This is a genomic window from Nitrosomonas sp., from assembly GCF_019752095.1.
Lineage (GTDB): Bacteria > Pseudomonadota > Gammaproteobacteria > Burkholderiales > Nitrosomonadaceae > Nitrosomonas.
This window is the reverse complement of the sequence record NZ_JAIEMO010000021.1, coordinates 22,289-43,496: the sequence shown is the minus strand read 5'-3', so window position 1 is coordinate 43,496 and position 21,208 is coordinate 22,289. Positions and strand designations below refer to the sequence as shown.

Annotated in this window: 24 protein-coding genes; 14 read left to right on the top strand and 10 right to left on the bottom strand. The window is 47.1% G+C overall.

Translation table 11 applies throughout. From position 1 onward, the window contains the following. Positions 1–19: 19 nt before the first annotated feature. The 5 genes from K2Q13_RS07125 (at position 20) to K2Q13_RS07105 (ending at position 4,501) form a co-directional block, all read left to right on the top strand. Positions 20–823 carry a class I SAM-dependent DNA methyltransferase gene (locus K2Q13_RS07125; RefSeq protein ID WP_292920365.1) on the top strand — a complete coding sequence of 268 codons (804 nt, stop codon included), beginning with the start codon at positions 20–22 and terminating at the stop codon, positions 821–823. Further along, positions 730–1,500 (top strand): N-6 DNA methylase, encoded by a 771-nt coding sequence (locus K2Q13_RS07120; RefSeq protein WP_292920364.1) that lies wholly within the window; start codon positions 730–732, stop codon positions 1,498–1,500. Before K2Q13_RS07125 ends, K2Q13_RS07120 begins: the two co-directional genes overlap by 94 nt. 128 nt (positions 1,501–1,628) lie before the next feature. Continuing rightward, positions 1,629–2,846, top strand: coding sequence for an RtcB family protein (locus tag K2Q13_RS07115; RefSeq protein WP_292920363.1), 1,218 nt, complete (start codon positions 1,629–1,631; stop codon positions 2,844–2,846). Positions 2,847–3,191: 345 nt separating this feature from the next. Continuing rightward, positions 3,192–3,368 (top strand): DNA gyrase inhibitor YacG, encoded by a 177-nt coding sequence (locus K2Q13_RS07110; protein WP_292920362.1) that lies wholly within the window; start codon positions 3,192–3,194, stop codon positions 3,366–3,368. 11 nt (positions 3,369–3,379) lie between these two features. Continuing rightward, positions 3,380–4,501 carry a DUF484 family protein gene (locus tag K2Q13_RS07105; RefSeq protein WP_292920361.1) on the top strand — a complete coding sequence of 374 codons (1,122 nt, stop codon included), beginning with the start codon at positions 3,380–3,382 and terminating at the stop codon, positions 4,499–4,501. Between the two features lie 4 nt (positions 4,502–4,505). Here K2Q13_RS07105 and K2Q13_RS07100 read toward each other — a convergent pair whose 3' ends face one another. The 9 genes from K2Q13_RS07100 to K2Q13_RS07060 form a co-directional block, all read right to left on the bottom strand. Further along, entirely contained in the window at positions 4,506–5,480 is a 975-nt protein-coding gene (locus tag K2Q13_RS07100; RefSeq protein ID WP_292920360.1) for a Nudix family hydrolase, read from the bottom strand. Beyond that, positions 5,477–6,358, bottom strand: a complete 882-nt coding sequence (locus K2Q13_RS07095; protein WP_292920359.1) for an ATP-binding protein — start codon at positions 6,356–6,358, stop codon at positions 5,477–5,479. The genes K2Q13_RS07100 and K2Q13_RS07095 overlap by 4 nt, the downstream gene beginning before the upstream one ends. A 21-nt stretch (positions 6,359–6,379) precedes the next feature. Then, a complete protein-coding gene (gene argJ / locus K2Q13_RS07090) occupies positions 6,380–7,603 on the bottom strand; it encodes a bifunctional glutamate N-acetyltransferase/amino-acid acetyltransferase ArgJ (RefSeq protein ID WP_292920358.1) in 1,224 nt (407 codons plus the stop codon). Between the two features lie 597 nt (positions 7,604–8,200). After that, positions 8,201–8,887 (bottom strand): 6-phosphogluconolactonase, encoded by a 687-nt coding sequence (pgl, locus tag K2Q13_RS07085; RefSeq protein ID WP_292920357.1) that lies wholly within the window; start codon positions 8,885–8,887, stop codon positions 8,201–8,203. Between the two features lie 8 nt (positions 8,888–8,895). Next, on the bottom strand, positions 8,896–9,543 hold the full coding sequence (locus K2Q13_RS07080) for an HAD family hydrolase (protein ID WP_365725488.1): 648 nt from the start codon (positions 9,541–9,543) through the stop codon (positions 8,896–8,898). Next, positions 9,540–10,478, bottom strand: a complete 939-nt coding sequence (locus tag K2Q13_RS07075) for an NAD(P)-dependent oxidoreductase (protein WP_292920356.1) — start codon at positions 10,476–10,478, stop codon at positions 9,540–9,542. The genes K2Q13_RS07080 and K2Q13_RS07075 overlap by 4 nt, the downstream gene beginning before the upstream one ends. Beyond that, a complete protein-coding gene (locus tag K2Q13_RS07070) occupies positions 10,475–11,407 on the bottom strand; it encodes a phosphoglycerate dehydrogenase (protein WP_292920355.1) in 933 nt (310 codons plus the stop codon). Before K2Q13_RS07070 ends, K2Q13_RS07075 begins: the two co-directional genes overlap by 4 nt. Then, entirely contained in the window at positions 11,404–12,174 is a 771-nt protein-coding gene (locus K2Q13_RS07065; protein ID WP_292920354.1) for an aldolase/citrate lyase family protein, read from the bottom strand. The genes K2Q13_RS07070 and K2Q13_RS07065 overlap by 4 nt, the downstream gene beginning before the upstream one ends. An 8-nt stretch (positions 12,175–12,182) precedes the next feature. Continuing rightward, positions 12,183–12,935 carry a 3-deoxy-manno-octulosonate cytidylyltransferase gene (locus K2Q13_RS07060; RefSeq protein WP_292920352.1) on the bottom strand — a complete coding sequence of 251 codons (753 nt, stop codon included), beginning with the start codon at positions 12,933–12,935 and terminating at the stop codon, positions 12,183–12,185. Positions 12,936–13,195: 260 nt separating this feature from the next. Here K2Q13_RS07060 and K2Q13_RS07055 point away from each other — a divergent pair, with 260 nt between their 5' ends. From K2Q13_RS07055 to K2Q13_RS07015, 9 genes are all read left to right on the top strand, one after another. After that, a complete protein-coding gene (locus K2Q13_RS07055) occupies positions 13,196–14,461 on the top strand; it encodes a hypothetical protein (protein ID WP_292920350.1) in 1,266 nt (421 codons plus the stop codon). Between the two features lie 67 nt (positions 14,462–14,528). Next, positions 14,529–15,284: an FkbM family methyltransferase gene (locus K2Q13_RS07050; protein ID WP_292920348.1), complete on the top strand. Its 756-nt coding sequence runs from the start codon at positions 14,529–14,531 to the stop codon at positions 15,282–15,284. Positions 15,285–15,305: 21 nt separating this feature from the next. After that, positions 15,306–16,334 carry a glycosyltransferase gene (locus K2Q13_RS07045; protein ID WP_292920346.1) on the top strand — a complete coding sequence of 343 codons (1,029 nt, stop codon included), beginning with the start codon at positions 15,306–15,308 and terminating at the stop codon, positions 16,332–16,334. Continuing rightward, on the top strand, positions 16,256–17,545 hold the full coding sequence (locus tag K2Q13_RS07040) for an O-antigen ligase family protein (RefSeq protein WP_292920344.1): 1,290 nt from the start codon (positions 16,256–16,258) through the stop codon (positions 17,543–17,545). The genes K2Q13_RS07045 and K2Q13_RS07040 overlap by 79 nt, the downstream gene beginning before the upstream one ends. Continuing rightward, complete coding sequence (locus tag K2Q13_RS07035; RefSeq protein ID WP_292920342.1) at positions 17,529–18,527, top strand: class I SAM-dependent methyltransferase; 999 nt, start codon at positions 17,529–17,531, stop codon at positions 18,525–18,527. Before K2Q13_RS07040 ends, K2Q13_RS07035 begins: the two co-directional genes overlap by 17 nt. Next, positions 18,524–19,240: an O-methyltransferase gene (locus tag K2Q13_RS07030; RefSeq protein ID WP_365725480.1), complete on the top strand. Its 717-nt coding sequence runs from the start codon at positions 18,524–18,526 to the stop codon at positions 19,238–19,240. Before K2Q13_RS07035 ends, K2Q13_RS07030 begins: the two co-directional genes overlap by 4 nt. A 164-nt stretch (positions 19,241–19,404) precedes the next feature. After that, positions 19,405–19,659: a DUF2024 family protein gene (locus K2Q13_RS07025; protein ID WP_292920340.1), complete on the top strand. Its 255-nt coding sequence runs from the start codon at positions 19,405–19,407 to the stop codon at positions 19,657–19,659. Between the two features lie 98 nt (positions 19,660–19,757). Then, positions 19,758–20,273 (top strand): invasion associated locus B family protein, encoded by a 516-nt coding sequence (locus K2Q13_RS07020; protein WP_292920338.1) that lies wholly within the window; start codon positions 19,758–19,760, stop codon positions 20,271–20,273. A 63-nt stretch (positions 20,274–20,336) separates the two neighbouring features. Continuing rightward, positions 20,337–20,681 (top strand): arsenate reductase family protein, encoded by a 345-nt coding sequence (locus K2Q13_RS07015; protein ID WP_292920336.1) that lies wholly within the window; start codon positions 20,337–20,339, stop codon positions 20,679–20,681. A 94-nt stretch (positions 20,682–20,775) separates the two neighbouring features. Here the strand turns inward: K2Q13_RS07015 and rplS are convergent, their stop codons facing one another. After that, on the bottom strand, positions 20,776–21,198 hold the full coding sequence (gene rplS, locus K2Q13_RS07010; protein WP_292920334.1) for a 50S ribosomal protein L19: 423 nt from the start codon (positions 21,196–21,198) through the stop codon (positions 20,776–20,778). Between the last annotated feature and the right edge of the window lie 10 nt (positions 21,199–21,208).

Below are 21,208 nucleotides of genomic sequence, written 5' to 3'. Positions count from 1 at the left end.
AATGCTGCGAGATCAGGGCATGAACACAACTACCTCCATTGTTTCCAAAGTCTGGAGTTTCTGCACTACGTTGCGTGATGACGGCGTGGGCTATGGTGATTATCTGGAGCAACTCACGTATTTGATTTTCCTGAAAATGGCGGATGAATATAGTCAGCCGCCCTATAACCGCAAAGTTGATATCCCGGCAGAATATAACTGGCAAAGCCTCAAAACTAAGCGCGGCGCAGAGTTGGAAGTGCATTACGTCACGTTGCTGATGGAACTGGGCAAGAAACCGGGCATGCTGGGGCAGACTTTCACCAAGGCGCAGAACAAAATCCAGGATCCGGCCAAGCTGTACCGCCTGATCGATATGGTCAATGAAACCCAGTGGGTGACCATGGGGGCGGATGTGAAGGGCGATATTTACGAGGGTTTGCTGGAACGCAACGCAGAAGACACCAAGTCCGGTGCGGGGCAATACTTCACGCTGCGTGCCTTGATTCGAGGGATGGTGCAATGTGTGCGTCCGGAACCGGGAAAAACCATCGCTGATCCGGCCTGTGGCACCGGCGGTTTCTTTTTGGCGGCGTATGATTTTCTGGTGGCCGAGCATGCGATGGATAAAACGCAGAAAGCGTTTCTGAAACACGAAACATTTTCTGGCCATGAAATTGTCGCCAGTACGCGCCGCCTTGCTTTGATGAACATGTTTTGCACAATATCGGCGAGATTGACGGCGACAGCATGGTATCCCCTAACGATGCACTGGTGGCTGACTCTGGCAAGCGGTTTGACTATGTATTGGCGAATCCACCGTTCGGCAAGAAAAGTGCGATGAGTTTTACCAACGAGGAAGGCGAACAGGCAAAAGATGATCTGACGTATAACCGGCAGGATTTCTGGGCGACCACGTCGAACAAGCAGCTTAATTTCGTGCAGCATATCCGCACCATGTTGAAAACCACTGGCAAAGCGGCTGTGGTAGTGCCGGATAACGTGCTGTTTGAGGGCGGTGCGGGCGAAACGGTGCGCAGGAAATTGCTCGAAACCACCGATCTGCACACCATTTTGCGGCTGCCCACGGGTATCTTCTACGCCAACGGCGTGAAAGCGAACGTGCTGTTTTTTGATAACCGTGAGGCCAGCAAAGATCCATGGACAAAAGAGGTCTGGTATTACGATTACCGCACTAACATTCATCACACGCTCAAAAAGAAACCGCTGCGCTTTGAGGATTTGCAGGATTTCATCGCCTGCTATAACCCGCTCAATCGTCACCAACGCAAGGAAAATTGGAACGAAGAAAGCAATCCTGAAGGCCGCTGGCGTAAATTCAGCTTCGATCAAATCACTGCACGCGATAAAACCAGCCTGGATATTTTCTGGCTAAAGGATAAGAGTCTCGCCGATTTGGATAATTTGCCGGAACCCGATGAACTGGTGAATGAAATCATCGAGAACCTGGAAGCTGGATTGAATAGTTTTCGGGATATTGCGACGACACTATCAAAGTAATGGAAGCTATGCCTGCTGTATTGCAGTCAAACTCTGGAACGAGTGTGTTGTTGCCGGTAAGCGCCGTGTTTGGTGGTTTGGTTTAAATGCTGAACAGGTTGTTAGAGATCAAGAATTAAGGGTATCGCGTGGAATATCAATTATTGCAAGTTGAGAATGGCAAGCCGATCAAGATGTGGACTAACGGCGTGCCTGTCGAGGACGAAGCCCGCAAGCAGTTGACGAACACGGCCAGCATGCCCTTTATCTTCAAGCATCTGGCAGTAATGCCGGATGTGCATCTGGGTAAAGGTTCAACTATCGGTAGCGTGATTCCAACGCTGGGTGCAATCATTCCCGCAGCGGTGGGGGTGGATGTCGGTTGCGGTATGATGGCTGTGCGCACGACACTGACAGCGCAGGATTTGCCGGACCATCTGTTTGAGTTGCGCAGCGCGATTGAGCGAGCCGTACCTCATGGCCGTACTTTGAAACGCAGCAAGCGCGATAAAGGCGCATGGGATACGCCGCCCGCATCAGTGGATGCCATGTGGGCAAAGCTGATACCTGGATTTGATCGCATTGCCGGGAAATATCCGCGTTTGAAGAAAACGAACAACTACAAGCATCTGGGAACATTAGGCACAGGCAACCACTTCATCGAAGTTTGTCTGGATCAGGCTGATCGCGTGTGGTTGATGTTGCATTCGGGTTCACGGGGCGTCGGCAATGCCATTGGCACTTTTTTCATCGAGCTGGCGCAAGCAGATATGCGTCACCACATTGCCAACCTGCCGGATCGGGATCTCGCTTATTTCGAAGAAGGCAGCGAGCATTTCGATGATTACGTCGAGGCCGTGGGCTGGGCGCAGGATTTTGCGCGGCGTAACCGCGCGGTGATGATGCAAAATGTCATCGCTGCTATTCGCCAGGTTATCAGCAAGCCGTTCGTGATCGATACCGAGGCCGTCAACTGCCACCATAATTATGTGCAAAAGGAAATTCACTTTGGTGCGGAAATTCTGGTAACACGCAAAGGCGCAGTATCTGCGCAGAAAGGTGAACTGGGTATTATTCCCGGCTCGATGGGTGCCAAAAGCTACATTGTTCGTGGCCTCGGCAATGAGGAAGCATTCTGCTCATGCAGCCATGGCGCCGGGCGCATCATGAGCCGCAATGAGGCCAAGCGCCGCTTTACGGTTGCAGACCAGATCGCGGCAACAGCCCATGTCGAATGCCGCAAGGATGCCGCTGTGATCGATGAGATTCCGATGGCCTACAAGAATATCGACGCGGTCATGCAGGCACAACGTTCGCTGGTGGAGGTCGTTCATACCTTGAAGCAAGTCGTTTGCGTCAAAGGATAATCCTGTGCAAATGGTGATGGTATGCGGATTTGCTGGTGTCATTCAGGTTGCGCAACGATACGATACAAATATAGCGGCTGTTTGATCCTATCGACTCCATTTCTGGCAGGGCATATCATGTTCGCTGAGTAGTCAGGATTGTTGACCTTGAGATAAGTATTTGAGTGTCAATTAGAAAAGTTTAATCTAACTTATGTAAAATACACAGTTAAATATTGCTTGTAGTTTTTTCTTACTATCCAATCAATATTGAAGTGAAAATAGCTTGAAAAAATAATTTAACTTTTCCTCGCCAAAACAGGGTGATTGCCTTATCGTATACTATCGGTATGAGGATTTTCTTTTATGCAACAGCGCATAGTTAACTGTCCACAATGTGGAAGGAAAGTGATTTGGGAAGTTACTAACCGTTTCCGGCCATTTTGTTCCGAGCGATGCAAAACAGCAGATTTATCGCAGTGGGCTCAAGAATCCTATCGAATTCCAGAGCCTATGATCGATCAAGAAGAAGAAAATAACTGAGCCTATAGAGAATGGATGAATCGGTTTATGATAAGAATCGTGAGCTGCAGCGTAAGTTGGATCATTTCATTAAGCAGGCCAGAGCCAATGAAAAAAAACAGGAGTTATACGAGACCTTCGGTTTTGAAATCATTGGTGCCAGCAACCCCAAGCAGTTGCGCGATTTGCTGCTATCCCGAAGTGTTGCGCGTTTCCAACTGTTGGATATGGTGCTGTGTCTTGTGGATCATCAAAAAGACGCCGATCGGTTATTTTTTGAACATGACGAAGAAGCGCGTTTGGGTTTGGCAAATAAATTATTGATCCTTGATGCTATAAAAGATATTGAACTGATTCAATCGCTTACCGTAATCCCGCTATTAGGAACAGAGGCGCTGACGAGATATCGTTGGATGATCAATGACTTAAAGTGTAGAGATCAAATTAAAAGTGCAGCTTTCTTTCCGCTGCTTCGCAGTAACCAGGTGATTGGCGCAATGATGCTGTTAAGTCAAGACCCACATCGATACCAAAAGGGCATTGGCACCCTTTTTCTGCAAAAACTTTCCGCCATGACCGCGGTTGCGATAGAAAATTGCCTCAATCAACAGAGAATCAAAGAAATCAGTTATCAAGACGTGTTAACGCAAGCGTATAACCGCCGTTATTTTGACCTGCGTTTTAAAGATGAAATTGCCCGATGTGTTCGCTGGGACGATGATTTGATCTGTATGTTTCTCGATGTCGATCATTTCAAGAAAGTCAACGATAACTATGGTCACCAAACGGGTGATTCGGTGCTCCGGCACATGGTGAATCTGATCAAGGAGCAAGTAAGATCGTGCGATATCGTAGCCCGCTATGGCGGGGAAGAGTTCGTTGTGGCACTACCTTCAACAACCTTACAAGCTGCACACGAAATTGCTGAACGGTTGCGCAAAGCAATTTATTCTTCAGCGATTATTCTTCATGACAAGCAACTCAATGTCTCGGTATCTATCGGTATGGCCAGTCTGCGGGACCTGCCAATCTCGCCACAACATGACGCCGATTTTATTTGCACAGCCTTACTTGATAGAGCGGATAAAGCCTTATACGAAGCTAAAGAAGGCGGAAGAAATCAAGTGGCTGTTTATACCAATCCCATGTTGTAGAAAATTATGATTGTACGATGCCGCGCATCATGGCAACACCTTGTGCGCCCATTTCCTGCGCGATGACCAAATCTCCAGAACTCATTCCACCCAATGCATAAACCGGTAATGAATAGCCGCGAATCATTGCGGCAAATTTTCGCCAACCTAATGGCGACAATCCCGGATGGCTTAAGGTAGATTGAACCGGTCCTAATACAACAAAATCAAGCTCTAATTGCTCGGCTGTAAAGAGTTCTTCGGCATTATGACAAGACGCGCCGCACAAACCATATTCCGGGTCGGGGCGAGATGACATCGTCATTAGTTGCGATGAGGTGAAATGTACGCCATCGGCGTTTGTCGCGTGCGCCAGTTCTGCATCGCTATTTATCAGGACTTTTGCTTGATAAGGGCGTGCAAGCGCAAGCACTTTCCCCGCAAAATCACGCAGTTTATCTCTCTCCATTTGTTTCTCGCGTATTTGCAGTAAGCGTAAGCCACCTTGCAATGCATGATTAATCTGCTGTAGTGTTAACTCGACCCCAATCTCATTTACGTGCGTGATGGCATATAACGATGGTAACAGCAGTGCCTGCAAAATCGGGCCATTCGCCGGCAAGATAGGAGAAACCATAATTTGGTGTGGCATCTGCCAGGATACAGCTTGCATTTCCCTTGGCATCAGCTTGCCTTCCCATTCCACCACACGGAAAAAATGCAGCCGCACAGTCGCATGCGCATAGGTGAAAATCCGTGAGATCCAAGGCTGAGCGCAGCGAACATGAATGCCTAATTCTTCCCATAGCTCACGTTCCAGCGCGTGCAATAAGGATTCGTCGGGCTCAACCTTGCCGCCGGGAAATTCCCAATAGCCCGAATACACCTTGCCTGCAGGTCTCTGTGCTAGCAAGAACCGGCCATCCGGTTGTAGAATTACCGCCGCGACGACTTCAACGATGGGCGTTAATTCAGTGCTGGGCGCAGCGAAGTGGTTCATAGGTTTCGGTTGATGCTAACGGATTTTTTTCTGCCGGCCAAATCCCGTGCAAATTGCCAAGCCACGCGTCCGCTACGCGAGCCGCGCTGCAATGCCCATTGTAAAGCTTCGGTACGCGTCAGTGGGGTCATGTTGTCGATGCCAAAATAGATCAGCCAATAACGCACAATCTTCAAATACTGATCCTGGTCAAATGGATAAAAAGATATCCATAAACCAAATCGTTCCGACAATGAGATTTTCTCTTCAACGGCCTCGCTCGGATGCACTTCTTCGCCGAAATGCCGTGTATCCAGATTATCGCGCATAAACTCCGGCACCATGTGACGACGATTCGATGTCGCATAGACCAACACATTATCGGAAACCGTGGCAATTGAACCGTCCAGCACTACTTTGAGCGCTTTATAGCCCGGTTCGTCGGTTTCAAACGATAAATCATCGCAAAATAGAATAAAGCGTTCCGGGCGTTGATAAATCTTTTCTACAATTTCATGCAAATCGATCAGGTGGTGCTTCTCCACCTCAATCAAACGCAAACCTTCCTGCGCATACTGCGTTAGCAGTGCTTTAATCAGCGATGATTTTCCTGTACCTCGCGCACCCGTGAGTAATACATTATTTGCCGAAAAACCTTGCACAAATTGCCGTGTGTTCTGATCAATGCGCTGTTTCTGATCGTCAATTCCGCATAGCGCATCGAGTGTAATCCGGTGCGGATGAATCACCGGCTGAATAAATCCGACATTTCCCTGCTTGCGCCAGTGAAAAGCCATCGATGCCTGCCAATCCGGTTCTGGTTGGGTCGCGGGCATTGTCTGCTCCAAACGATCTAATAGCTTGTTCGTCCGCTTATATAGCTTATCCAAATTACTCATAATTATTTATTCCACAGACTATCAGCTACGATAACTTGCATTAATCTTGACATAGTCGTATGAAAAATCGCAGGTCCACACCGTCGTTGAAGCCGTGCCGCGATTAAGCGCGACGCGGATAGTGATCTCAGCCTGATTCATCACGCGTTGGCCATCTTCTTCACGGTAATTCTTTGCTCGGCCGCCTTTTTCCGCTACCAGCACGTCATCCAGATAGAGTTGAATGCCATCCACATCCAAATCATCGATGCCGGCATAGCCAATCGCCGCTAAAATCCTACCTAAATTCGGATCAGATGCGAAAAATGCGGTTTTGACCAACGGTGAATGCGCAATTGCGTAAGCCACCTTGGCACATTCATCCTTGCTCTTGCCATCTTCAACTTGCACGGTGATGAATTTTGTTGCGCCTTCGCCGTCGCGCACGATCATTTGTGCCAATTCCGCGGCAACAGCAGTGACCGCATCCTGCAATTGGCAGAATTCCTCGGTGTGCGGATTAACAATTTCTTTGTGTTTCGCCTTGCCGGTCGCCATGACGATGAATGCATCGTTGGTCGAGGTGTCGCCATCCACGGTAATGCGGTTAAACGAGCGATCCGCAGCATGTTGCACCAACTTTTGCAGCATCGCCTGGCTAATAGCCGCATCGGTCGCGATGAAACCCAGCATCGTCGCCATATTCGGATGGATCATGCCGGAGCCTTTGGAAATTCCGGTTATCGTTACGACTTTGCCTTTAATCTGCACCTGCTTTGACGCCGCTTTCGGCACGATGTCCGTGGTCATGATTGAGTGTGCGGCATCGAACCAATTATCCGCTTTGCAATTTTCTACCGCAGCAGGCAATCCCTGTACGATTCGATCCACCGGCAATGGCTCCATAATCACGCCGGTTGAGAACGGCAATACCTGTTGCGGCGCAAGACCCAGCAACATGGCCAGTTCTGCACAGGTCGTCTGAGCATGTAAGATACCTGCTTCGCCCGTTCCAGCGTTAGCATTGCCGGTATTCACCACCAATGCACGCACCGATTGCGCCAGATGCTGTTTTGCCACAATCACCGGCGCGGCGCAAAAACGATTCTGCGTAAACACCCCGGCGACTTTCGTGCCTTCATCTAGCACCAGAACAAGCAAATCCTTGCGATTAGGTTTTTTGATGCTGGCTTGCGTAATACCAAGCGTTACGCCCGAAACGGGCAAAAGTTGTTCAGGCGATAATGGAGGAATATTGACAGGCATAGTTTAGTTCTTAGGGTTATTGGAATGCAGCTATGCTACCGTATCTGGATGAGTTTTTCAGGAATTCCGTGCAAATCTGAACAACCATTCACAGCGTGATCACGCTAGAGTCATTGAGACCTACAACTCGCATTATGTTGATCTATATCAAAGCAGTTGATTCTGATTCGGTTCACAATTTCTACGCTTACATAACATATAGGAGTAAATAGAGAGATGAGTACAATAGAAAAGGTAGATGATTCCGAAACAATTAAAAAAATGAGTATCAATGTTGCAGTGATATTCGGCGTGATAACAGCTCTGATTATTGTATCAATATACTTAGCTGAAAATTTGAGCTGATTTTCGATGTGAGCGATATTAGAGAGGAATCTACAGTCGATGGGTTTTGGGGTTATATTTGATTTTGAAAAATTGCTCCCAAGACAAGACTCCTAAGAGTAGCTTTACCTGCGAAAGGGGTCAATCGACTGTAGAAAATTGTTAGGTTCAACTACTAATGCGAGTTAAGTAGGAAATGAAGAAACACTATCTAGTTACCCCAAAAAGACATCGAGCAGTATTTGTCCGGGGCAAGTTATGATTTATTCAATTTTATATGTCATCAGTTTCAAAAACCATGACTGGTGATGTGGTGCGTTGTAAAAGCCAAGTAATTGGTAATGTTGAATTTAAGTGATCATGCAATTGATCCAACAGTTGCCGCTTATTTTCTCCCGTAACCACCAGTGTAATCTGCTCAGTTTTCGCCAGCATCGCCAATGAAAGACTGACACGCAGCGACGGCGCAATCGGTGGTGCAATGGCTGAACAGTGATGTGTAGACAGTAAATCAGGATTCATGCCAGGAAATAGCGAAGCAATATGTCCATCTTCCCCCAAGCCTAATACGGTCAGGCTTAATGGCAGCGGCAGATGATCCAGTCGTTGGTGAATTGCTTCGACGGCATCAAAGGGGCTTTTGTGCTGAGTCTTGAGGCCAACGAAAGGCGTATCTGCCGGGAGATGTGCCATCAAATACTTTCTTATCAGATGTTCGTTCGATTGTTCATCGTTGACATCAACCCAGCGCTCATCTGACAGCGTCACGGTAATTCGATCCCAGGGTAGCTGACATTTTGCCAATGCGGGTAGGTAATGGCGGGGGGTGTTGCCGCCGGGAACAACAAGGGTGGCTTGGGGTTTTCGGCTCAGCGTGTTTTTTAACGTGGTTACGGCAAAATCGGCAAAGCCTTGGCTTAACGATTCGATATCCGGGTAGACATGTCTTTGCATCATCATGGGTTACTTTAATCGACTAACTCGCGTAAATCGGGAACGATTTTAATATGAGCCGGAAAAGGATTTGGATCGCCTGGAAAAACGCGCCCCAGGAATGCGGTATTGTTGGCTTGTGCGCCTTCCAAATCCGCAATCGCGTCGCCGATCATCAACACGGATTCGGCTTTGAGGCCATAGGTCGATAAAAAATCTGCGATGATATTTTTTTTCGGTGCTGGAGCACCATGCACTGCTTTGAAGTAGGGCGTGAGGCCACGGCGTTCGACGATGATTTTGAGCTCTGAGTCGGGCGTGCCGGAGGCGACGAACAATGGAATTCTTTCGGCTTGCTGGTGAATTAGTTCGAGTGCGCCGGGTACTGGGTCAGCAGCGATGACTGCTTCGACTACCAATTCGGAGAAATGGATATCCAGTTGTTTTACTTCCGCTTCGGTCAACGGCGGTTTGTTGAGATAGTGTTGTTGGAAGTGCCGGAATTTGTGGTAGCGAGACATGCCGCCGTTTTGGTTGTGGAATTGCACCACTTTTGCGACGATGTCCTCACCATGCGGCCGATACAATTCTGCGAATGCCTGTGTTTTGATTTTCCCAGATTCCACCACGACACCGTCAAAATCAAAAATGATCGCCTGCCAGTCAAAGTTTTTCATGCTCATGCGCGGTTATCCGAGGTGGTTGGGGTAGCGTCGTCATTTTCATCGTTATGATGCAAATCCTGGTGAATTTCGCGTAGGCAGTCGAGCATGCCTTGTCCCAGGTCAACATGTTCATTTAAAACCAATTTTCGGCCAATTCTCGGTTGAAATGCATACGGTGTGATTTTATAGTGATGCACGGTATTGGCTTCATCGAAATGCAATTCCACCGGCCACGGCAACATTTCCGTAATCATCGTCATCACGTCTCGAATGCGCAATTTTTCCTGGCCGGTCAGAATCAGGTGCCGATTGGCGAACTCCGGCGCCAGCACTTGCACGCTCATGCGCGCGGCATCTTCGACATGGATGTACTCGCGCATTGCATCGCCACTGCCTTTGTAGGTGATCGAGTGCTGTTCGACTGCTTCGTGCAACATGCGATAAATGCCGTTGCGTCTGTCGGCGCGGCGGCCATACAGCGAGCCATAACGCAGGATGTTGTAATCCAGGCCGTAGCGCTCGTGATAGGTTTCGGTAAAACGTTCCGCAGCTTGCTTGCTGGCACGATAAAAAGAGCCGGATTCGGAATAGACATAGACGCTGCTGGCAAACACAAAACGGCGCGCGCCGGCGATACGGGCGGCTTCGAGCACATGCATGTTGCCCAGCACGTTAATCGTTGCAGTGGGAATGGGTTTGTCGTGTGCTTCGTCGATATCGGCGATTGCGGCGAAGTTATACACAATCGATGTTTCCTTGGCGGCTTCGATCACTTGGTTGATATCCATGATATCGCCAACGATCATTTCCTGGTTACTTTTAAGAAATGGTGAAGGATTGCGATCGAATAGCCGCACTTGATAGCCTGCGGCGGATAATGCGTCGGCGACATGACTACCTAAAAAACCGCTGGCGCCAAACACGATTACTTTTTCATTCGAAATCGCTGTCATTGAATTACACCTGTTTTGATCAATCCTTGCAGTAAATTTTCCGCTGCTTCGATTTCCATGAGTCGCCGTGACTCTCTAGCCAGGGAACCGACATGCGATGTCACGATGATGTTATTCAATTCAAGCAATGCTCCTTGGTAAGGCTCATGCTCAAAAACATCCAGTGCGGCCGCACTGACTTTGCCGGATTTGAGTGCATCCGCCAATGCGCTTTCGTCGACCAATCCGCCGCGTGCTGCGTTGATGATAATGGCTTCCGGTTTCATCGCTGCTAACGCTTGCGTATTCAACAAATGATGCGTGGAGGGTGAGTAGGGTAGGTGCAAGGTGATAATGTCGGCCTTTGTCAGCAACTGCTCCAGCGGCAGCAATGTGACGCCATCAGGCACTTGGGCGGCGTACGGATCATGCGCGATAACCGTGGCTTCAAATGCTTGACACAAGCGTGCAACCCGGCGGCCTATATGTCCCAGACCGATGATGCCGACGGTTTGCGCCGCCAGCAGGCGGCCTTGCGTGCGTGGCCATTCACCTTTGCGCACGGCCTGATCAATTGCGCTGATCTGTCGCAGTAGATTTAAAATGTATCCTAGTGTCAGTTCCGCAACCGCCTGCGCAGGGGCTTCCGGCGTATTCAGGACAGCGATGCCGCGATTCTTGGCCGCAGTCAGATCGACGCTATCCAAACCGGTACCGCAGCGCGAGATGACTTTCAGGCTGGGCGCGGCTTGAAAGACCCGCTCGGTCAGCGGCTCGATACCTGCGATCAGGCCAATCGGGCCATCTTTCAGTAATTCGATAATTTCGTCTTCGGTCAGCTTGCGGCGATGTGGATTGGTGATGATGCGCATTCCCTTTTGCAGTAATTGCTGCAGTGGCGGGTTGTTATCGATATCAAACGATGAGGTGGAAATAATCAATGTATTCATGATGTTTTCAGTGTCTCGCGAATGTGATGTAAATGAGTGCGGCAAATTGAATCCAGAATGCGGATATCCAACCCATACCCAAGAAAATTAAAACCTGTTTGAATGCGTTGTTGCAGCGCTTGCGGATCGGGTTCGATAACATGAATGCCGCCAGGTTTGTTGGCGCGGCGGCCTGCTTCCAGCACTTGTGCGATGGCTGCCTGTACATCGGGATGGTCGAGATCGCCGGGACGCCCCATAGAGCCAGATAAATCGTACGGACCAATAATATATGCATCGATGCCTGGAACCTCTAGGATGCTGTCGATGGCTCTAACAGCGTCGACATGTTCTATCATCACGACAATTACCGCATTCTCTTCCAACCATTGGCGGTAAGCCTGAAAACTGTGGCCATAGCCTTGTGCGCGTGCCAGGCCGACACCGCGCTGTCCGCGCGGCGGGTAATATACGCCATCGACAGCGGCTTTGGCATCCGCGGCGCACTTGATCATCGGCACCATGATGCCAGTGGCACCAGCATCCATAACACGCTTGATCTGATCGGGGTGATTAGACGTCAGGCGCACAATGGCTGGGCATTGTTTGCCGTCCAGCACCTGGATGATTGATTGCACTTCGCTGAGTTCCAGCACGCTGTGCTCCATATCCAGCACTAACCAGTCAAATCCGGCCGCTGCCATGATTTCGGCAATCGACGGATGTCCCAGTGTGACCCAGGAGCCGATGGTCAATTCGGAACGGTTCAATTTTGCTTTTAATGACATGGCGACTCCTAGTAGCGGGTGAGCAGTGGATCTGCTGCCATCAATTTCTCGACGCGCAGCAGATCTGCCGTGGTATCGACCGCTTGCGTGTTAAATTCGGTCGGTACCATTTTAACCTGCAATCCATGTTCGAGCAGACGCAACATATCGATTGATTCCAATTGCTCCAAGGGCGTGGGCGTCAGGCGAGTGTATTGAAATAGCGTTTCGCGGCGGAAAGGGATAATGCATACTTGCTTGTACGCGGCCGTGTCAACGAAACCGGTTTTAGCAAGCGATGGAATCGGGCGGCGTGACATGTAGAGCGCATTATTTTGTTGATTCATGACGACTTTGATGGTGTTGAAATCATGATAATCAGGTTCGTGATCGATTTTGCGTACCAGATTCACGCAGCCTAATTCCGGATCGTTTCTAAAGGGCGCAACAGCGGTATCGATCATGTCCGGATGCGTCATCGGTTCGTCGCCTTGCACCATTACGACCAAGTCTGCATCGGGGATTTGGATGACTGCTTCGGCGACTCGATCGCTGGCGCGTTCGTGCGTGTCGGCAGTCATGATGACCGGAGCGCCAAAGCTTTCAGCGACTTGGCGAATTTCTTCGTCACAGGTTGCAATGTAAGTGGCGTCGAGTGATTTACTCATGGCTACACGTTTGTAAATGTGCTCAATCATCGAGCGACCCAGGATTTGTGCGATAGGTTTTCCGGGAAAACGTGATGAGCCCATGCGGGCGGGAATGATTGCAATTGTTTTCATGAAATTTTGTGTGATTGGTTGGAGTTATAAATGTACGGCCAAAGATGATGTATTGATTATCCGGTTTTTTTTATTTCCTGGGCAATAGTATTCGAAAATTTAAATACTTTCTTACGTGTTGTGGTTTTTTCACAGGAGCGGACATGTTACTGGTAATTGGGAAGTTGCGAGAGTAAAATGGCGCGCTTTATCGAGTCATCTGTTTAAACAGGAAAAAGGCCTAAAATGCACCTTGTTCTGAATATTTTTTCATCATGGTTATGAGAGCGCTTTTTTTTCTTCGACACTATAACGATATCGATCATGTTACTCCGATTGTTTATCAATGGATTGAATCAGGGCATCAGTGTGATGTGGTACTGATTGGATCAGCGCAATTCCGGCGTGATTTTCGCGTCAAGTATTTGAGTCAGTTACAAGGTGTGCGTGTGGCACATATGAACGAGCTGTTTTCGTGGATGGATTATTGGAAATGGCGTTTGCAGATGCTGATGCTGACGCGCAATGTTCGGCGTATCAAAGTAATTGGTAGGTTGGCGGAAAAATTGGCGGAACGGATTGACGAGAAAAAACGCGACCCATTATGGCGGCATACTGCGGGATTTTTGCTGGATCGTTGTTTTGGTAGCGAAAGCAAGGGTGTGGTAGCTTTTGATTGGGTTGAGCGTAATTCGGTAATTTGCATAGAATGGGTGGAGGTTGTTATTGCCATGGCCAAAGAGCGTGGACTGGGAACTGTATCGCTGCCGCATGGCGATAGCCCGCATGCCAGCCAATTGATTCGCCGTGGCGAGCGCAGGGCTGAACCGGATGCAACATTCTCGGCGGCTACGATATTTGACAAGGTGGTGGTTCCTAATGAACTATGTGCCGTGCGTTTTCGTCCGTTTATGACAAAAAGCCAGCTTGCCGTGTTAGGTTCGCCCCGTTATTGCGAGGCATGGCTCAATGTATTATCCGGATTGATGCCGCCTTCACCACTTACCCGATCGAATAGTAAGCTTAAGATAGTCATGTTTCTACGCAAAGCCAATTTCACCACATTCTGGGAAGAAGTGGGCGAAGTGGTGCATATGCTGGCTGGGTTTCCCGATGTCGAGTTGATCATCAAACCACATACGCGTAGCGGATGGAAGCAGTCACTGACCAAAGACAGCTCGATCAAGAAACTACCGAATGTAACTGTTGCTGGTGATGGCGCGCATTCGGTGCATTTGATGAACTGGGCTGATGTCATCATTGATTTGGCCACTTCCGTGGTATTTGAAGCGGTCAGGACAAAAAAGCCGGTTCTGGCTGCTGATTATTTGATTGCAGCCCGTTCCGCTGTGGCTTATTACATGCCGGAGACGGAATTGAAATGCCGCGATGATGTGTACGAGAAAATTAATAGTTTTCTTGCTAACGGATTTGATTCCTTTTATGTGGAAGAGCATCGGCAACGCTTTTTAAAAGAAATGCTGGACTATCCGGATGCCAATGTATTACCCCGTTATGTGTCTTTGCTTGAGCGACTGGCGAGCTGAGTCGTGACACTAGAGGTCGTGCAGGGATCATGCTGATCGTTAATCCATGAGAGATAAGATTCGAGCTATGGATATTTTTAACGAGTTGATCGTGGCAGCCTATAAACTGAAGGGTGGCTATACCGATGTGCGAGTGCGGGATCAACGGATTCTGATTTCGGTTGATCACTTGCGTACGCTCAATCGAGCCAAAACGTATTCGAAGAAAGAACCTGATACGTTGGATTGGCTGGATAGCTTTGAACCGGGCTCGTGCTATTTTGATATTGGCGCTAATATTGGTCAATATTCATTGTATCCGGCGAAAAAATATGGCAACGCTGTGCAGATATTTTCTTTTGAGCCACAGAGCAATAACTACTATGCGCTCAATAAAAATATTTACTTGAATAATTTAGGGAGTCATATTTTATCCTACTGCGTTGCGGTATCGGGTCGCAGTGAGTTTTCCAAGTTGTATATTCCTAAATTCATTCCGGGGGGGAATCGGTCTCAATTCGGACATGAGAATCTGGAGAATATGAAAATATCAGCGACGCACATTCAAGGAATGTTTGGTGTGACATTGGATGATTTGTGCGGGAAATGGGGATTTCCATGTCCTAATTATATAAAGATTGATGTCGATGGGATAGAAATTCCTATTCTGGAAGGCGCGTCCACCGTTCTGGGAAACCCCGCGTTGAAATCAGTGATTATCGAATTGGGAACCGAGGTCGAGCAGGATAAGGCCATTGCGATTATGAGACAAGCCGGTCTGGAAGTGACTCGAAGACCATCCAGGAACTGGGGTGAAACCTATTTGATCTTCGGCAGGATTTGATCCGTTGTTTTTTCTTGGGTAATGAGTACGTTCCCGACTCCCACAATTGATGTAGTGATTCCTGTCTATAATGCACCGGAATTTAGCAAACGGTGCATTGATTCTGTGGTGACGCATCTGGGTTTATCCATTCGAACGGTTTATGTCCAGGACGATGCTTCGGAACCAGAAACTCGTGCCATGCTGGATGTCCTCTCGCATCCACAAGTCAAGGTTTTTCATGCGCCGGACAATCAGGGGTATGGAAGATCAGTGAATGATGCCGCTGCGCGTTCTGATGCTGATTGGATACTGGTACTCAATTCAGATATCGAAGTTCTGGGAAATTTCTTGCCTCTACTTTGTGCAGCGATTACTGTTGACCAAAAATTGGCGGTTATTAGTCCAGCTGAAGGAGATATTCCAAGTGCAAAGGCTGACCATTACCTGCGTCAACCAGGCGGTTATATTGCCACCTATCGATTTAGAGGCTACGCTTTCTTGATCCGTCGTGCTGTTTTTCAAGCGATGGGCGGATTTGATGTGCAATTTGGTCGAGGCTACTACGAAGACACTGATCTAGGGCGGCGGTTGATGAAGCAAGGGTGGCGCATGGGGGTGCATCCGGATGCAGTGGTTCGTCATGAAATTGGTGTGTCATTCGGGCGCGGAAAAGCATATCAGGAATTAGTGCAGCGCAATCGTGCGTTATATTTTTCGCGCTATCCACTCGCACGGCAAAATATTCTGGTTGTTTCGGGTGCTTATACATTGGCCGATCTGCCTTTAACATTGGTAGATTCGCTTGAGCAAGTGATGTGGCAAGGTGGGCGACTCCATTGGTTAACGCCCGCGCGATTGCCAGTGCTATCCTGTCTGCAAATGCGCAACAGCAAAATTAACCTGAGTGTGGTGGTGAAATTAATGTTACGTGGTTGGTCGCGAGAAGATAAGCGTATCACTGCGGTGTGGTTGCTTCCAGCTGTTCCTGTATGGACACGCACTTTATTGAAATTGTTTGTTCTGTTGCGCCGCTTAGAAGTGCGCGAATGGAACGCCGCGTCACTCTAGAGTTTCAGTCTATCGGTTCTATGCCAACGAATAATACAAGACGGGAATGGTTCATTCGGTTTGCATTGGTCTTTTTTTGCGTAGGATTCTGGCGCAGCGAGTGGATGCTTATTTCTTCTCCACTGCTGATAGTTGCATGGCTTATGGACGGTGGTGCATGTCGTCTGAATCAAATGTTCAAAGTGCCGCTGGTGCAAGCATTACTACTTTTGTGTGCGCTATTGTTGCTAGGGTTGCTATGGAGTGAATGGCCACAAAATGGACGAATGAAATGGTTAAAGTATTTTGCGCTCCTAATTTTTATTCCCTTTTGTTCCCTGATGAACAAAGAGCGCCTGCCGTGGGCGTTGGGTAGCTTAATTGCTAGTTATTTATGTGTTCTCGCGGTTGGAGTTTATCAGTGGCTTGACATTGATGCTCAAGGCATTCCATTGCTGGGAATGTCTTATTTGAGTTTTTCGGCAATGCTTGGGATTGGCGCAATTGTAACCAGTGGAATTGCTTGCATGAATCCATCGATCAAACTGCAGATATTGTTTGTGATGGGCGCTTTGACTTTACTTTTCATTCAATTTCATCAGAATGGAAGAATGTTTTTGTTAGTAACCTTAATTAGCATATTACTGATAATCTTTTTGCGTTACAAAATAGAAATGAGAAAGTTTCTTAGTATTTTGCTTTTAATGCTGATAGTCGGAGTTGCTTTTGCTTATAGTAGTCCTGCATTTCAGGTTAGATTGATGCAGATAAAAAGTGATATCGAATTATTACAGCAAGGAAATCACAGTTCCAGTTTAGGCTATCGCCTTGCAATGTGGGATGTTGGTCTGCATGGCATTGCAGAGCGTCCTTTGTCAGGTTTTGGTACAGGCGCACCCGAGAAATATTTCGAAAAGACCATTGTGACGTACAGGAATGGCCTATATAAGGATTTGCCGGAATTCCAGGAAACTGTGCATTACCATAATGATTGGATTGAAATCGGCATGCATGTCGGTATTCCCGGTATGCTGACCTTGGGGTTTCTATTATGGAGCTGGTACCAAGCATTTCATAGGAGCAATTTGAATTTACTCGGTGCGGGCTTAGTAAGTTTTATCTTTCTAGCTGGGTTTACGGAGACTTTTATTATTTTTAGCAGAACACCGATTTTGTTGTTGATAATTACTGCGATAGCTATGAACTGGAATGAACGTGAACGAGACAGTTAAGAATTCGCTGCGGCAAAATCTGATCGGCACTGAAGCAACGTCAGATTGCTATTTGTGTGGAAAGCCTGGGAAAATATTGTATCGTCACTGTAGTGATTATCTTTTTGGTACTTGTGGAGAATGGAGTTTTAAAGCATGCAGAGGGACTGATTGCGGTTTGGTTTGGCTTGATCCAAGACCTACGTTAAGTGAGATTGGGAAAGCGTACCAAAATTATTATACGCATTCCTCATCAAATGATATGCAGCAAACACGGATGGCGCGGATTATTCGCGCAGTTTTGCATAGTCTGAGTATCTATCTGCTGGGGTTGCGAAAAGAGCGCGGGCGCTATAAGTGTATGTACTTGGATCAGACCTTGCCGGGCCGGTTATTGGAAGTAGGTTGTGGTAACGGTAAACGATTAGCGCGAATGCAAGCATTGGGTTGGGATGTTGTGGGGCAGGAGGTTGATCCTGTAGCAGCTAGTTATGTCCGTGAAGAAAGAGGCATTCCCGTGCATTTAGGGGTGCTTGAAGGCTTGGATGTAACCGAAGGTTATGATGCTGTTATTTTGAGCCATGTGATTGAACATGTGCATGATCCTCTGGCTTTGCTGAAGACGTGTTATCGTCTACTTAAAAAAGATGGCGTACTGGTTGTCCTGACGCCGAATGTGGCGAGCTATGGTCACCGTAGGTTTGGTGCGGGGTGGCGTGGACTTGAGCCACCAAGGCACTTACATTTATTTTCTCGTAAAACATTGCTCCGGCTTGCGCAAAAAACCGAATTCAATTCTTTGCGCTCATGGACGACAACGGTAGGTGCTTTTGGCATTGGTCAGGCAAGTACATCTTTTGTGAACGATGCAACAGAAGGGCGGCATCATATGACTGTGCGTGATGTCTTGAGAGGATTTTGGTTCCAACTTGTAGCGCGAATTATTTTTTTATTTAATCAAGACTCCGGCGAGGAGTGTGTATTAATGGCTACGAGGAAGTGACTGATTATTTTAACTGGGTGGGGCAGGGTATGGATGATTTTCGACCGACAGGAATTGATGATGCAGACGGGTTAATTCCGGTTAATCCTGCTATTGAAGCATATATGCGTAACTTAGTTATACGCACGGATCACCCGGTTCTTTTTGAAATGGAAGAGCTTGCGCGGCAAGAGAATTTTCCGATTGTGAATCGTCTGGTCGGTGTTTTTCTTAAAACTCAAGCAAGTATGATCAATGCTAAAAGAGTATTTGAATTCGGTAGCGGTTTTGGTTATTCGGCTTATTGGTTTGCGAAGGCAATTGGGCATGATGGACGTGTGATATGTAGTGATTCAGATGCAGCAAATCGTCAGCGCGCAAAAAAATATCTTTCTGCTGCAGAGTTATGGCAATGCGTAGAATTCCATGTGGGTTTGGCACAAGATGTTTTTGAGCAGACTGATGGCTTGTTTGATATTTGCTATAACGATGTTGATAAAAGCGCTTACCCAGAAATATGGCAAATAGCCAAGCATAGGATACGTTCTGGCGGTCTATACATTGCGGATAATGTTTTATGGCATGGACGAGTGGCAGTAAAGAATTATCAGGATGAGATTGATGTGTCGACGGCGGCGATAGTCGAACATAATCAGATGATTTTTAATGACCCGGATTTTGATGTGTTTATTAATCCAATTCGGGACGGAGTAATGGTCGCGAGAAAGAAATAATGTTTTTATGCAATGACCTGATCCTGTCAGGATTGAATCGTTGTGCATTTCTCATGGCGGTTTAATCGATTAATTGGTATAGTTATTATATAGGTAGTGAGCCGTGTGGGGTGGGGTCGTTGCATGTCTCTAGTTCTAAATAATCTGTTTTCAAGGAAAATAATATGCAAATTCATGTTTACGATACTTATGTTAAAGCGAAAGATGGTCATACGATGCACTTTGATGTGTTCACTGCGGTGAAGGATGACCAAAAAGCTGTCGAGTATGCAAAACAATGGCTTACATCGATTGGTGAAGGCGATGCAGTTATTACCAGTAAGGAGTGCAGTTTCTGCCATAGTCAAAGTGCGCCTGCTAATGTTATGGATGAAATCAGCCAGAATGGCTTTTATATTTACAAGATGGAAGGTTGTTAATAATTTTATTTCATGATTAGCAGGTTGGAGTGAAAATGCTTCTCTTTTTGACTCCGATTAATCAAAACTGTAATGACTATAATTTCAAGGTTTCTAAAATGAAGCATAAATTTACCAGATTAGTAACTATTGGCGCTATTTTTATCTTATGCAATTCAGTTCAAGCTGCGGAGCCGAAACTTATTGGCCAGCATGGGGATTGGACGGCTTATACGTTTATGGAAAGCGATAGCAAAGTTTGTTATATGGTGAGTCAACCTAAAAAATCAGAGGGAAATTACACCAAACGTGGTGATGTTTTTGCTCTGATTACGCATCGTCCAGCTGAGAAAAGTAAAAATGTTTTCAGTTTTATTGCTGGCTATTCCTATAAACCAGGAAGTGACGCGACAGTTATTGTGAATAATCAGAGTTTTCGTCTTTTTACTCAGGATGATTCAGCGTGGGGCTCGGACGAAGCTACTGACAATAAGATTACGGATGCAATCAAGCGAGGAAACTCACTGGTGGTTAAAGGAGCATCAGCGCGAGGTACGGCAACAACAGATACATTTGGACTCAGTGGCTCAAGTGCAGCCCATAAAGCAATTTCAGCTGAGTGCGGCGTGAAATAAAACAAGGAATGCAACATTTCTAGACTTATGTCTTCTATTGGCAAGTTGTGACAAGGAAATGGTATGACCGATAAGATAGTTATCTATCAAAAGCCTACTTGCAGTAAATGTAGAGCGACATTATCTCTGCTTAAGGAGAGTGGTGAGGAATTTGAATCGATTAATTATTATGAAACACCCTTAACGGTGGGGGAGCTGCGAGAATTGATTCAAAAACTTAATTTGCCAGTGCGTGATATCCTTCGCAAGGACGAGCCGGCGGCGCATAATTTAAGAGCCGCATCCGATAATGAAATTATTAAGGCGATGGTGGAAAACCCGGATCTGATTCAACGTCCCATTGTAGTCAGTGGCGACAGAGCAAAGCTATGCCGCCCACCAGAAACTGTTATGGATTTTCTTAAATGATAAACTTGTAGACTTGTAGACCTAGTCTTGAATTGCAATCACCGTACATTGATGTAGCGTAATGTACGGTGATTGGCCGTCTATTTGCCCGCATTTACTCTGTTGTGATTGGAGCTGGTTCTGGTTGTGCGGGTTGTTTTAGGTTTTTGTTGCTACCTATACGAGCAGGTAGTTTCTCGCGAATGCGAGCTGATTTGCCAGCACGATCCCTGAGGTAATAAAGTTTTGCGCGGCAAACTGCGCCTCGGCGTTTAACTTCAATGCTTGAGATCAATGGGGAATAGGTTTGAAAAGTACGTTCTACACCTTCTCCGCTTGAAATTTTACGAACAGTGAATGCTGAATTCAGTCCGCGATTCCTTTTGGCTATCACAACACCTTCATAGGCCTGTACACGCTTACGTTCTCCTTCGACAACGTTGACATTGACAGTAATGGTATCTCCAGGGGAGAAGTCGGGTAAGTCTTTGTTCAGACGTTTCATTTCTTCTGCTTCTAATTGCTCAATCAAGTTCATGTTTTTCTCC